At 39.2% G+C, this 13810-nt stretch carries 10 protein-coding genes; 5 read left to right on the forward strand and 5 right to left on the reverse strand.

Annotation, left to right across the window (positions count from 1 at the left end):
• Positions 1-356 precede the first annotated feature (356 nt).
• Positions 357-1400, reverse strand: coding sequence for a bifunctional transcriptional activator/DNA repair enzyme AdaA (locus MIS45_RS11365; RefSeq protein ID WP_283397410.1), 1044 nt, complete (start codon positions 1398-1400; stop codon positions 357-359).
• Between the two features lie 450 nt (positions 1401-1850).
• Between MIS45_RS11365 and MIS45_RS07985 the strand changes: the two genes are divergently transcribed.
• Positions 1851-4592: an SEL1-like repeat protein gene (locus MIS45_RS07985; protein WP_249450142.1), complete on the forward strand. Its 2742-nt coding sequence runs from the start codon at positions 1851-1853 to the stop codon at positions 4590-4592.
• Positions 4593-4642: 50 nt separating this feature from the next.
• Here MIS45_RS07985 and MIS45_RS07990 read toward each other — a convergent pair whose 3' ends face one another.
• Positions 4643-5704 carry an NADH:flavin oxidoreductase/NADH oxidase gene (locus MIS45_RS07990; protein WP_249450143.1) on the reverse strand — a complete coding sequence of 354 codons (1062 nt, stop codon included), beginning with the start codon at positions 5702-5704 and terminating at the stop codon, positions 4643-4645.
• A 283-nt stretch (positions 5705-5987) separates the two neighbouring features.
• Here MIS45_RS07990 and MIS45_RS07995 point away from each other — a divergent pair, with 283 nt between their 5' ends.
• The 4 genes from MIS45_RS07995 (at position 5988) to MIS45_RS08010 (ending at position 11532) form a co-directional block, all read left to right on the forward strand.
• On the forward strand, positions 5988-7925 hold the full coding sequence (locus tag MIS45_RS07995) for a DUF2075 domain-containing protein (protein WP_249450144.1): 1938 nt from the start codon (positions 5988-5990) through the stop codon (positions 7923-7925).
• Positions 7926-8000: 75 nt separating this feature from the next.
• Positions 8001-9080, forward strand: coding sequence for a hypothetical protein (locus MIS45_RS08000; RefSeq protein WP_249450145.1), 1080 nt, complete (start codon positions 8001-8003; stop codon positions 9078-9080).
• A complete protein-coding gene (locus MIS45_RS08005) occupies positions 9077-9523 on the forward strand; it encodes a three component ABC system middle component (protein ID WP_249450146.1) in 447 nt (148 codons plus the stop codon). The genes MIS45_RS08000 and MIS45_RS08005 overlap by 4 nt, the downstream gene beginning before the upstream one ends.
• Positions 9520-11532, forward strand: a complete 2013-nt coding sequence (locus MIS45_RS08010) for a DUF3732 domain-containing protein (protein ID WP_249450147.1) — start codon at positions 9520-9522, stop codon at positions 11530-11532. The genes MIS45_RS08005 and MIS45_RS08010 overlap by 4 nt, the downstream gene beginning before the upstream one ends.
• A gap of 84 nt (positions 11533-11616) precedes the next feature.
• Here MIS45_RS08010 and MIS45_RS08015 read toward each other — a convergent pair whose 3' ends face one another.
• Genes MIS45_RS08015 through MIS45_RS11370 form a run of 3 tightly spaced genes read right to left on the reverse strand, consistent with a single transcriptional unit; the run spans position 11617 to position 13792 of the window.
• Complete coding sequence (locus tag MIS45_RS08015) at positions 11617-12771, reverse strand: NADH-dependent flavin oxidoreductase (RefSeq protein ID WP_249450148.1); 1155 nt, start codon at positions 12769-12771, stop codon at positions 11617-11619.
• Between the two features lie 13 nt (positions 12772-12784).
• Positions 12785-13633 (reverse strand): LLM class flavin-dependent oxidoreductase, encoded by an 849-nt coding sequence (locus MIS45_RS08020; RefSeq protein WP_249450149.1) that lies wholly within the window; start codon positions 13631-13633, stop codon positions 12785-12787.
• 27 nt (positions 13634-13660) lie between these two features.
• The gene (locus MIS45_RS11370; protein ID WP_283397411.1) at positions 13661-13792 is read right to left on the reverse strand and encodes a hypothetical protein; all 132 of its coding nucleotides are present in this window, start codon (positions 13790-13792) and stop codon (positions 13661-13663) included.
• Positions 13793-13810 lie beyond the last annotated feature (18 nt).

Genomic DNA, 13810 nt, shown 5'->3' on the forward strand with positions numbered 1-13810 from the left:
AATAATTGATAGTTTTGATAGGTAGGTATTATTTCAAATGATAAATGTTTTTTCAGGCTGCCTCATAGTACACGACAAAAAATGTTTGTATGATTGGAATGCGCTCCCTCCTCCTGTCATAAACGGAGGAGGGAATGGATTTGTGGCAAGTAAAAAATTGTCGTGTACTGTGAGGCTGCCTGAAAATCAGATGTATAGTGAATTCACTAAACCAGTACAGCGTTGCCAGCTCCCTTATGTACTATGAGTACACGACAGTCGCTGTCGCCTTGTCCTGATTTAGTGAATCCACTATATTTTATTCTCCATTGCTTGCTTAATGCCTTAAAACCTGCTTGTTTGCATTATTGCTAACATCATGATTTTTCCAATTCCAATAAATATTGTTTTCGCCAAAGTCCACCGCCATACCCTGTTAATTCACCGTTTGCACCAATCACACGATGACAAGGCACCAATATGGCAATGCTATTCATTCCATTGGCATTGGCGACCGCTCTAACTGCTTTGGGGTTGCCCAAAATTTTGGCTTGTTGTCCATAAGAATAAGTTTTTCCATAAGGAATTTGTTGTAAAATTTGCCAAACTTTTTGTTGAAAATCCGTACCAATCAAATGCAATGGCACACTAAATTCGGTGCGTTTTTGGGCAAAATATTCTTTTAATTGCATTTCCAAAATTTCAAAAAATGGATTGTCGCCCTGAATAAGAATGGCATTTTGGCGTTTGGCGATATTTTTTAATTCTGTTTCAAGCATTTTTCGGTCGGTAAATTCCAATAAACAAATGCCTTTATCAGTAGCACAAGCCATCATTGTGCCAAGCGGTGTTTCTATTCTTTTTAAATTAATCAGGGTTTGGGTTTTGCCTTGTTTGGGAGAAACGCCAAATATTTTTTTAAAAGAGTCTGAAAAACCGCTTAATGAATCAAAGCCCAAATCAAAGGCGGTATGGGTGATTTGTTCGCCTGATTGAATTTTTTTAAAGGCAGAATTAATGCGATACATACGACAAAAAGCGTGAAAAGTCATACCGTGATTTTTTAAAAACCAACGGCGAATGAATTTGGGGTCAATATTTCGTTGTTTTAATTCAAAATCTGTGAATTTTAGACTGGGATTTTGGGTAAATTCATCAAGAATGGCTTGAATTGTGGTAGGTGTTTGGTCTAAATGTTGTAATGGACGACAAACTTTGCAAGGGCGATAGCCTTTTAAAATACATTCTTTGGTGGTCGCAAAAAATTCTACATTTTCGCTTTTGGGTTTTCTGGCAGTACAAGACGGACGACAAAAAATGCCTGTGGTTTTTACAGCCGTAAAAAATATGCCTTCAAATGTCGTATCTTTTTCCAAAATGGCTTGGTACATTCGCTCGTGTGTTAAAGATAAGTTTTTCATTTTTCATCATAAAATAAAGAAGGTGCTTTATTTTATGGGTTAATTTATACAAAAACAACCGAAAACTGGACAAGTATTTTTTGTGGTCTAAAATAAAAAGCACCGCTTCAATCCTGAAAATGGTGTTTCTCTTATCCCCCATTACTTCCTCAAACTCTTCACATCAATCCCCCACTTTTCCACCAAAGCCAGAATGATTTTTCATTACAACCCCGATTTATGATAAAATACCCAATAAAATCAGCAAAGTATTGACAAATATCTTTATTACCAATCTGCTTATCCCAATTAAGAGTCACCAATGACCACCACTGACTTTTTGAAAAAGCAAACCAAACAATAGGATAAATTTCATATTCGGTTCCAAAATCATTTTTCAGGCAGCCTGAAACCCTTGCTAATACGGTATAATCCCAATCATATTCCCTTTAATTATAATCAATTATCATCATGTCCATATTTTCAAAAGATTTTCTAGCGGACTACCAATCCGCCCAAATCAATGACGAAGTTCTGGGTACACTCCATGCTTTTCTCAACGGCACAGCAGATGAAACAGGCTGGCTGTTTGAACGCGAAATCAAAGCCTGCAAACTGGATTACACCCTAGCCAGTTTGAAGCGCATTGATGCCATGTTAGACCGCATTCGTGAAAGCCAAACCCTTGACCGAGAAACATTTTTAGTCAATAGAAAGCCTGAAAACAGCCATTTTTTGGTTTTATTGGCATTTTATTGTGGCGAAATGCGCGGACGTTTGGCGGGCGTTGCGCCCATTTGGCAGGCTTACGAAAGCTACATCGCTGAAAATCCCGAAATGCAAAACATTTTCCCCACCATAGACGAATACCGTTTTGTTGCTACCTATCATCGTGCCGATAATATTAATCAGCATTTTCCACTCGTTGCCATTTTAGAACGCCTATTTCCTGAATTTGATGAACCTGAAAAATCCGTCTATTTTTCTACCATTACAGGCGATTATCAGGCGTTTGCCCCAGACGAAGTTGTGCCACCTGCGTTTCAATCTTTGCCGTTTGATTTGCAGGCTGCCTGTCAAGATTTGTCGGCACATTGGCAAAGTTATTTGCAGATTTTGCCGCCCAAATGGCTGTTTGGCGATGATTTGATAAGCCAAATCAAAGCCATACCTACGCTTTACCAAAAAGGTCGCGTGGTGTGGGGCGCGTTGGTGCAAGCCAACAAGATGCTTTTTGAAGAAGATAACGCGACCAGTTGTCCAGCCGAGATTATTTATGACAAAGCAGGACGTACGCCACCACGTTTATTGCGTGAAATCGCCAGCGATTTGTTTTCATTGAAAAATAAAACGCCAAGTCATTTAACATCCCAATTAAAACAATACGCCACGCATTTGAAAAATGAAAGTACCCGTTTTAAAGGCAGCCTGAATTTCCCAAATGTGGAATACATCCAGCTTCACGCGAGCACCGTGTTTGTGTGGCGACCGCATTTGCCTGATGCGATGCTGACTTTGCCGATTTTTCCGATTGTCATCAATGATGATAACGATGACGTGATGATTTTGCCTGCGAAATTTTGGGCGCACACCGAGTATTACCAAAAATGGTTGGAAATTTCTGAGTGTGCCAGCCAAGAAATTGTGCCGATGTGGGCGAATTTATCTGCCGATGAAGCCAAGCATTTTTGGCAAGATTATCAAGAACTCGTTGTGCCACAAGCCGAAGAATTGCCCCAATTTGGCAAACCCAATGATGACAATCCGCCAACGATTTCAAGTGATGACACACGCTTTTTAAAATGCTGCCAAAACAAAGCACAGCAAGAATATCGCCGTTGGTATGAATTTTTTGAGATACAAACCGATGACCCTGAATTAGCAGAAGACTTGGCAAAGTCTAAGTTGCCTGAAAATTTATACAAACAATTACGCACAATCAATCTCGCCCCATTTTTGGACGATTTAAAACGTGAAATCAATGTGTCACGCTTGCCAAACGCCAAGCCTTTGCCCAAAGTAGCAACCACTCTTTCGCAAAATTTATCGCCTTTACAGACGGCAAAATTGGTGCAATTTCTACACACGCACGGCAACACTTCTTTGTCCAAATTATTACAAAATGAACGGCAAGTCGGCGAACCTGAACGACCAAGCACAATCAACACCACTGCCACATTGGCTTTGGCATTGATGTATTTGACGGGTAAAAATGTCCCGCAAAGCATTGAAGAAGGCATAGGCTGGCTTAATTACGCCGCCGATTTGGGTGACAGTCGTGCTTTGCGTTGGCGAGCCGAACTGGTTTTGCAAGCCCCAGAAATCACCAGCAAATTGTTTGAACAACAACTGAACAAAGATTTCTTACCTGTATCTATCCATTTGATGAATAAGGGAAATATTTCTGTTTTTGACATTCAAGAAGCCGAAAAAAGCTACCCCAAAGAGCGTGGGGCGCAGTTGGCATTGGTGCGACAATGTTTGGAAATGGCATGGCAAGCGGGCGATAGCGTTGCCCAAAAACGCTTACAGGCGTTGATTGCCGATGGCACATTGCCCCAAAAAGACGAAAATCGGTTTACGCATATTCAATTTTGGGTCATTGATTATTTGTTGCGCCACAAAAATCAGGATTACACTTATCTGATTGATAAAAATAAACAATATGAACAGCTTGGCGACATCATTGCAGACGATAATGATTATGAAACTGACGAACCTCCAGCTTGGCACAAATGGGCAAAATGGGCTGTGGCAATGGTGGTGATTTTTGGCATCAAAACGTGCGTATCGGATTGGCGAGCCAGTGAACCCAAACCCACGCCTGTTGCCGAGCCAACCGTTTCAGGCAGTCTGAAAACGCAAACCACGCCCACCGCAGCCCCCGCCACAACTGCCCATAGCCAAACGGCAGAAAATATTGGCAATCATGCGGTTTCGTTAAGCGATGCGGTGTTTATGCTACAACAAAAGTTGCCCAAAACAGCGTTTACAGGTCATCACGAGATTGAAGCAGTTCATTTTGATAATCAATTGGTTACTGTGAAAATCAAAGACAAAGGTCGTGGCATGATGAGTATTCAGGCAGCCAACGGTTTGTATTGTCGTGAGCCATTATTTGACGGTTTGCGTGCGGCAAATGCTGTCGTGATTTTTGATGTGCATGCACAGGGCGATTTGCGCTATGAGATAAGCGATGTGCATTGCCAATAGATTGCAGGCAGCCTGAAAGTTAACATTGATTTTCAGGCAGCCTGAAAAAATCACATAAACCCACGCACATATTGTCTTGGCACAAACTGCATTTCGCTACTGTCCGAGCCATTTTGCTGATATTGTGCGTTTAGCACCCAATACGGGTCGCGGAGCAAACCTCGTCCGACCGCCACCAAATCGGCATCGCCCACGCCCAAAATGTGGTCAGCCACCGCCACATTGTCCAGCATACCGACCGCAATCACAGGTTTGCCTGTCGCTTGTTTGACTTTGCGAGCCAAATCCACTTGATAGCCTGCATAAAATTCAGGGTGATTGCCCTTATGGAGTACGCCATCGCCACCACCGCTGACATCAAACACATCCGCCCCTGCGTCTGAAAATCGTTTGGCAATTTCTACGCCATAATCACTGTCAAAACCGTCTTTGCCGTATTCTTGGGCGGAAATTCGCACGATTAAAGGCATTTCAGACGGCATCACTTCTCTGGCTGCCTGAATCACCTCTACGCCAAACAAGGCTTTATCTTGACCGTATTCATCGGTACGCTGATTGGACTTGGGTGAATAAAATTGATGAATCAAATAACCGTGTGCCCCGTGCAATTCAATCGCATCAAACCCTGCGTCCACCGCTCTTTTGATGCTCATCGCAAAGGCTTGTACCAAGTCTTTGACTTCCTGCGTGGTCAGCTCGCGTGGCGTAATCAAATTTTGCCCTGCATAATCCAGCTCGCCATAATGAATGGCAGACGGGGCAACGGCATTGGGTTCGTCTTGGGCTTTGCGACCTGCGTGGGCGATTTGCACGGCAATTTTTGCCCCGTGAGTGTGTACACTATCCACGATTTTTTTGAACGCGTCTTTTTGTTCGTCATTCCAAAGTCCCAAGCAATTTGGGCTAATGCGACCGTTGGGAGCGACATTGGTCATCTCCACAATAATCAAGCCCACGCCACCAATCGCACGGCTGGTGTAATGCACCAAATGCCAGTCGTTTGGCACGCCGTCTGTGGCGGAATATTGGCACATTGGGGGCATAACCACGCGGTTTTTGAGTTCAAGGTTTTTAATGGAAAAAGGGGTAAGAAGTTGGCGGATTTTTGCCATTGGGATAGTCCTAAGTGATGAAAATTTATCATCATTTTAGGCGAATGATGATATTCTTTCAAATTGATTATTTTGATAATTAGATATTATTTTAAATAATATCTTGATAAAAAAATCTCCATTTTTAACCACACCACTCACCGCCCCCAAGCTAAATCTATCAATCCCACATCAACAGCTAAGGGATTATATTAAAAAATAAAATCTACTTTCATCTCACCATAAAATAACATAAAATTCTCCTCATGCAGAACCTGTTTATCTACATTACTCGGAATAAAATATGACCCGCGCCTATTATCGTCAATCTATCTCACAATTTTTAAACACTGACAACAATCAAATTCTTGGTGAATTGCTCGCCCAACACACGCATCAAAAATTAGATGATTTACAACGCAATGCTTGGCAAAAACAAATCGCTATTCTCAAAAATCAATTACAAGGCATTGACGGACATATTTATTTTGAATTCAGCATTCCACGTATGGGCAAGCGCGTTGATAATATTGTCATTATTGGCGACACAATTTTCCTATTAGAATTTAAAATTGGCGAAATACAATATCGTTCTCATGATTTAGACCAAGTGATTGATTATGCTTTGGATATGCGTAATTTTCACGAAGGCAGTCATCAAGCAAAATTAATTCCTATTTTATTGGCAGAAAAAGCACCGAATACTCACCCACAAAATAATATTCAACAAGCGATAAATTTTCAGGCTGCCATACGTTTAAATGCAGCTAATTTGGGCAGTTTTTTACGTCAATTTTCCTCACAAAATTCATTTGATATTGCCCATTGGGAGCAATCCGCTTACAAACCTACGCCAACCATTGTGGAAGCAGCACAAACCTTATATCAAAAACACGATGTGCGTGAAATTACTCGTTCAGATGCGGGAGCCCAAAATCTGTCATTGACGGCAAATTGCATCAGTCAAATTATTGACAATTCTAAGAAAAATCATCAAAAAACCATTTGTTTTATTACTGGTGTACCAGGAGCGGGCAAAACGTTAGCAGGCTTAAACATTGCCAATCAACGCCTACAAACTGCTGATGATGAACACGCCGTATTTTTGTCGGGCAATGGTCCGCTTGTGGCGGTTTTACAAGAAGCATTGGCGCGCAATAGCAAGGCTGTCAGCAAAAAAGAAGCAACCAGCCACGCCAAAACCTTTATTCAAAACATTCATCATTTTCGTGATGAATATTTGCAAGACACGGCACCACCTACCGAAAAAGTGGTAATTTTTGATGAAGCTCAGCGTGCGTGGAACGAGGCTCAAACCAGCGCATTTATGAAACGCAAACGTGGGCGCGAAGATTTTTGCCAATCGGAACCTGATTTTTTGATTGAGGTGATGAATCGTCATCAAGACTGGTGTGTGATTATTGCCCTGATTGGCGGTGGGCAAGAAATCAATACGGGCGAGGCTGGACTGTCTGAATGGGTGCACGCGCTTAAAACGCATTATGCGGATTGGCAGGTGCATTATTCGCCTTTGATTGTCGATGAGGCGCATTATCTGGACGCGCCAGAACTTTGTGCGTTTGTGGAAAAGCAAGGCATTATTGAACCGCATTTACATTTGGCGACGTCGGTGCGTTCATTTCGCTCGGCAAAGGTATCGGCATTTATTCATGCAGTTTTGGATAATAATTTATCGCTTGCCAAAACTTTATATCAAGAAATCAAAGACAATTATCCCATTGTTTTAACCAGAGATTTAAACACTGCAAAAATGTGGCTACACAAACAAGCGCGTGGTAGCGAGCGTTTTGGTTTGATTGCCTCATCAGGTGCACGGCGTTTAAAGGCGCTTGGCGTTAATGTCAAAAATGAAATTGAAGTGGAAAAATGGTTTTTAAATGATAAAAATGACGTGCGTTCATCGTATTTTTTAGAAGATGTGGCCAGTGAATTTGATGTGCAGGGATTGGAATTGGATTTTGCCTGTGTGGCGTGGGACGGTAATTTTTATTATGACAAAGGCTGGCATTATCAAAATTTTAAGGGCACTAAATGGCAAAATGTCCGACAAGCAGAAGAGCAAAAGTTTATTCAAAATGCGCATCGGGTTTTATTGACGCGCGCACGGCAAGGTATGGTGATTTGGGTGCCAGAAGGGAATGAAAATGACCATACTCGCCCAAGCCGATTTTATGACGGGACTTATGAATTTTGGCGGGGGATTGGGGTAAGGGTTTTGTGATAAATACTTGAAATATTGATAGCTTATGGATAGAATAAACCGATATATTAGTCTGATTTTATTGAGAATATGGCAATGAATACAACCAAAAATTCTGCATTAGATACAGCTTTGTCTTTTTATTATCAAACATTGGTTACTTTGAATAACTGTTTTGATTTAAAGAAAGGTGGACAGATTAAAATGGAATCAGATGGTGATATTAGCATTATTGGCAACTTATTAACTGCCACACAAATAGAAGTTAAACATTATTCTGATGCTTTGACTGATAATCATGAAAATTTTTGGAAGACACTCAGTAACTGGGTGCAGCCTGAATTTAAATATGAAGCATATCAATATTTGGTGTTATACACCACACAATCCTATGGCGCAAGAACACTTTTAAAAACTTGGAATGAAAAAGATGAAAATGGAAAGTTGGAAATTTTAAATCAAATAATTCAAAAGAAAAAAGTTAAGAAAGTTGAGCAATACAAAACCAATGTTATGAATACACCGCAAGAAAAATTAAAAAATATTTTATCTAAGGTTTATTTGTCTGTGGAAAATAAAGATGTGTTTTCTTTAAGAGAAAGCCTTTTGGAAAAAATATCTTATATTTCAGATGAATATAAAAATCAATATATTGATGGTTTAACTGGTTTTTTATATAGAAAGGCACAAAAAGGAGAATGGATTATCTCATATCAGGAATTCCACGAAAAACGATTGGAACTAACTCGGATATACTCTAGCGAATTGCCTTTTCCAGAATTTTTTGGGGAACCTGTATCTGCTGAAGATGCAGATAGATACCAATCAAAACTATTTGTATCTAAAATAAAAAATATAGAATATGATGATGTTTTACCAGAAGCCATTGGAAACTATTTGGAGTTAATACACACTTTAAATCGTGATTTGGATATTTCTTCAACCTACCGAGCATATACCAATAATTATAGAAATATGCTTGCTTCAAAATTGAATCGTCAATATGCAAAAGCAAAAAGAGAACAAACTCATCCTCAGACATTTTATGATGATGCGGTGGGTGAAAATCCATTTTCGCTAAAAAATTATTGCCCTGATATGGCTTACAAAAATGGTTTAATCCACGATATTATGGATGATGATGAGCAAAATTTAAAATGGGATACAACACAATGAATATTGTTGATGCTATTTATCATATTAAATACAATCCATTTAAATACGGCGAGTACATTTATTGTTTTTATCACCATTTGGAAAATCAAACTGAAAATATCTTGCTATTGCCACTTATTTTACCAATTTGTACACATTCGTATTATAGTGATAAAGTTAAAAAGAATAATATCAACAGTTCTATTTACACTATTTTTAAAGAACAAAGAGAACTTCTGGATTTCCAAGAAAGAGTTGATAACTTAAAAGAATTGGGTTTTAGTAGTTTGCAATATTGTTTAAATCAAAATTGGCTTTATCTAAATCCAGATAAACTCAATATAGTTTCAAGTAAAGACAGTATTGATGTTAATCAAAATACACTGGTGGCAAAAAAGTTAGCAATGCTATTTAGTCGCAGTTCAAAAAGTGAAATTTATTCATTGTTAGGAGTGAAGTTATGAGAATGATGCTATGCGAGATTGGTGTATTGGATACTGAGGGAAAAATCCATAAAGTTGAATTGGATGAGGGGTTAAATATTATTACCGGAAAATCTTCTACTGGTAAAAGTGCCTTGATTGAAATTGTGGATTATTGCTTTGTAAGTGGGGAATATACTGTACCAAAAGGTGTAATTACTGATAATGCAGAAATTTATTATATTTATTTAAAACAGTATAATAAATATTTTGTTTTGGGAAGGCATGCTAAAAAACACACTGATTGCTATTTAAAACACGAGCAAGACTATCAAAAAGATTTAATTAATTTTGATTATTTTGCTTCAATTAAGGCTGTTAACATTAAACACTTTAAGGGTAACCTAAAAAATTTATTTATTGGTATCAATGACGTTGATGAGTCTGAAATTTCTAAGGAAATCAAGGGTAAATCACCAACGCCAAGTATCCGTAGTTTTATGTCATTTATGCTTCAACATCAAAATTTGATTGCTAATAAACATGCCTTATTTTATAGATTTGATGAAAAAGAAAAACGCGACCAAGTGATTGAACATACCAAAATATTTTTAGGTTTTGTTAATCAGGATTATTTTGTTATTAGCAAAGAGAAAGAAAATATTGAATATCAGATTAAATCATTACAAAGAGAGAAAAAATCACAAGAAAAAATATATGAAAAATACAAAAACATGATTCATCCCCTGTTATCTTCCTTGCGTTCATTAATGGGTATTGATGAAGATGATTTTCCCAAATTTCACCTTATTGATACTCATATTGAATCCTTTAAGGAAGAAATTCACAAAATGATTTGTGATGATCACATTAATAGAACCTCCGATGAATCATCCAATTATTATCGTCATCTCAGTGAAATTTTGGAAGAAAAAACCCATAATAGAAAAATATTGTCAATGAAAAGAAACCAAATTAAGCATAGTTTAAATTTGGAAGAATCTGTTTCTAATGATTTTCATCATTTGCAAAAAATTGAATTAAATAATCCACAAAAGGATATTTGCCCATTTTGTCAAAATGAATCCGATACATTAGCGGAACATGCAAAACTTTTAAATATGGCAATCCATAAATTTAATACTAGCATTTCTGAAAATAAAGGACTAAAAGCCGAATTGCAACTTGCATTAAAAGATGTTGAAAAAGAAATATCTACACTAAATCATGAAATCAAAGAAACCGAAAACTTAATGAGCAAAATAAAAGGAAATAATCAACTTGTACAAAAAAACATGGCTACACTGGAAAATATTTTAAATATAAAATCTAATTTATTTTCTATTTTGGATATAATTAATTTAAAAAATCATACAGATTTAGACAATCAAATTGAGCAGCTCAAAGCCATTTATAAAGAATTAGAAAATAAATTAAATATTTACAATATATCAAATAATATCAATAAGGCAAATCATCGTGTCAATGAAATTATGAGTCAAATTGGAAGGAATTTTGATTTTGAGGATTCTTATCGCCCGATTAAATTGAAATTTTCTTTTGAAAACTTTAATTTATACCATGAAACAACAAATGGTGAGAAAATTTATTTGCGCTCAATGGGGAGTGGCGCAAATTGGCTTTATAGTCATTTGACATTATTTTTAGCACTACATCAATATTTTATTGAATTGGATAATCGCGCATCTGATGGTTTGCTTAAACAAGAATGCCTTATTCCTTCTATATTAATGATAGACCAACCAACTCAGGTGTACTTTCCTAACTTTAAATTTGATACATTTGCTGAATTTGATGAGAAAGATATTAAGGAATTGGAACACGATCCAAAAACCTTTGATGAAGATATTCAATCTGTTACCAATATTTTTAAGCAACTTGCAATATATTGCCATGATTTAAAACAAAAGTTTGGTTATTCTCCACAAATCATTATTACTGACCATGTTGATGGGCTGAATTTAGGGGAATTTAATTTTGAAGATTTTGTCAAAGCACGTTGGAGAAAAAGAGGTTTTATTAAGGAGTAAGGTGATAGCCTATTATAGGTCTGATCTTAGAGTAGAATAAAAAAACACCGTCCAAATTTTCATTCAGACGGTGTTTAAAATCAATTAAATATTGACAGCTTGCCAATTCTCATCGCCCACCACAGGCGGTAAAAAGGCAGGTTTATTTTGTTGAATGTGCCACAACACAGGCGGATAGCCATATTTTTCAGGCTGGCTTAAATCAAGTCGCGTGGCGATTTGTTCGTCTTGATTATTTTTAAGCAAAGTCGCCAAATTCGGATTCATCAGCACCGCCTTGCCCACCGCCACAAATTCAGCAAAACCAGTATCAAAAGCCCCACGAATGTCCGCTCCCGAGAGCAAATTGCCCACGCCAATCAATGGCAATTTCCCGCCAATATGGGCGTGAATTTGCTCAATGCGAGATTTTGTCGTGTCCGCTCCGCGTCTGGCTTTGTTATAAAAATTCCACAAGGAAATGTGCAGATATTGCAGGGGTTGTTCCACCAATTTATCGAGCAGTACAAAAGTATCCGCCATTGTCAGCCCATTTTCTTCGGGTTCTTCGGGCGAAAAACGGTAGCCGACAATAAAATCAGGGCGATTGTGTTTGGCTTTCACTTCATTCACGGTTTGAATGACCGCCAATGGAAATGCGGTGCGAGCGTGAATGTCGCCACCCCATTTGTCGGTGCGGGTGTTGCTGTCGCCCGAGACAAATTGCTGAATCAAATAGCCATTTGCCCCGTGAATTTCCACGCCATCAAAGCCTGCCTGTAATGCCAATTCTGCTGAACGGGCAAATGCCACAATCATCTCATCCACTTCCGCCCCCGTCATCGCACGGGCAGAATGGTTGTCGGACGCGTCATTGTCAGGCTTGATGTAATCGCTTGGGGCAATGGCGTCAAAGCCTTGATTGATGTCGGCATTCCACTTTTTGCCACCGTGATGCAGTTGCAAAATGGCTTTTGCCCCTTGATTTTTAATGACATTGGCGGTTTCACGCAGGCTGTCCAGCACCGCATCGCTTGTCGCTTCTGGTTCACCCACAAAGGATTTACCTCCGTGTTTGACCAAAGTCGCTGCCGTGATAAACAGCCCAAAATCATTGGCACGATTGCCGATAAATTGGCGTTCTGCGTCCGAAATCGTGCCGTCAGGATTGGACGCAAAATGGGTCATCGGAGCGACCACAAGGCGGTTTTTGATTTCTACGCCATTGTTCAGTGTAAAAGGGGTAAATAAGTCGGTCATAGGATTACCTTTTTTAAATGGTTTCAATAATTTGTTTAAGCAATGAATAAGAGTGGAATTGTTTGGTTTCATCAAAAACATAGTTGATGACCATGATTTCATCAGCCGCAATCTGTTTTTGAAAATCAAGTAATTGGGTTTTCAGGCTGCCTGAATCGCCAATCAAAGATGCACTCATCATGGATTGTGCCGCCAATTTTTCTTGTGGCGACCACAGCACGTCCATATCGGGTACAGGCGGTTGCATACCGCGTGATTCGCCACGCACCAAATCCCAAAATAATTGCTGTTGGGTAGTGGCTAAAAAGTGGGCTTCATCATCGCTGTCTGCCGCTACAACATTATTACAAACAATCACATAAGGCGTATCCAGCACGGCAGACGGTTTAAATTCTTGACGATAAATTTCCACCGCCATTTCCAGCATTCGTGGGGCAAAATGCGCCGCAAACGCATACGGCAAACCCAAACGCCCTGCCAAATACGCACTTTCCGTACTTGAACCCAAAATATAAAGTGGCACATTCAAACCCAAAGCAGGATAAGCTTTCACATAACCCTGCTGGGTCTCATCGCCAAAATACCTTTGTAACTCAATCACATCATCAGCAAAGTGCATGGACACATCACGATGTCCACGCCGTAACGCCATTGCCGTCATTTGGTCAGTCCCAGGGGCGCGCCCCAAACCCAAATCCACACGATTGGGATAAAGTGTTGCCAAAGTGCCATATTGTTCCGCCACCTGCAAAGGACTGTGATTGGGCAACATCACACCACCACTACCGACACGGATTTTTTGCGTGTGCGACAGCGTATGCCCAATCAACACTTGGGTTGCCGAGCTGACCAAATGAGACATATTGTGGTGCTCGGCAATCCAAAAACGTTAAAAATCAAGGTTTTCTAAATATTGTGCCAAGCGTATCATGCTGTTAATCGCATCCAACGAAGTTTGCCCTGCACGTTTCGGGGTCAGATTTAAGGCGGAAAGTTTGGGAATTTTGACGGTATTCGACACGAATCATCCTTCATAATA

The organism is Wielerella bovis (assembly GCF_022354465.1).
GTDB classification, from domain to species: domain Bacteria; phylum Pseudomonadota; class Gammaproteobacteria; order Burkholderiales; family Neisseriaceae; genus Wielerella; species Wielerella bovis.

Excerpts from the sequence above, each read along its gene's own strand:
- MIS45_RS11365 (WP_283397410.1), bottom strand. The coding sequence starts at position 1,400 with ATGAAAAACTTATCTTTAACACACGAGCGAATGTACCAAGCCATTTTG.
- MIS45_RS07985 (WP_249450142.1), top strand. The coding sequence starts at position 1,851 with ATGTCCATATTTTCAAAAGATTTTCTAGCGGACTACCAATCCGCCCAA.
- MIS45_RS07990 (WP_249450143.1), bottom strand. The coding sequence starts at position 5,704 with ATGGCAAAAATCCGCCAACTTCTTACCCCTTTTTCCATTAAAAACCTT.
- MIS45_RS07995 (WP_249450144.1), top strand. The coding sequence starts at position 5,988 with ATGACCCGCGCCTATTATCGTCAATCTATCTCACAATTTTTAAACACT.
- MIS45_RS08000 (WP_249450145.1), top strand. The coding sequence starts at position 8,001 with ATGAATACAACCAAAAATTCTGCATTAGATACAGCTTTGTCTTTTTAT.
- MIS45_RS08005 (WP_249450146.1), top strand. The coding sequence starts at position 9,077 with ATGAATATTGTTGATGCTATTTATCATATTAAATACAATCCATTTAAA.
- MIS45_RS08010 (WP_249450147.1), top strand. The coding sequence starts at position 9,520 with ATGAGAATGATGCTATGCGAGATTGGTGTATTGGATACTGAGGGAAAA.
- MIS45_RS08015 (WP_249450148.1), bottom strand. The coding sequence starts at position 12,771 with ATGACCGACTTATTTACCCCTTTTACACTGAACAATGGCGTAGAAATC.
- MIS45_RS08020 (WP_249450149.1), bottom strand. The coding sequence starts at position 13,633 with ATGTCTCATTTGGTCAGCTCGGCAACCCAAGTGTTGATTGGGCATACG.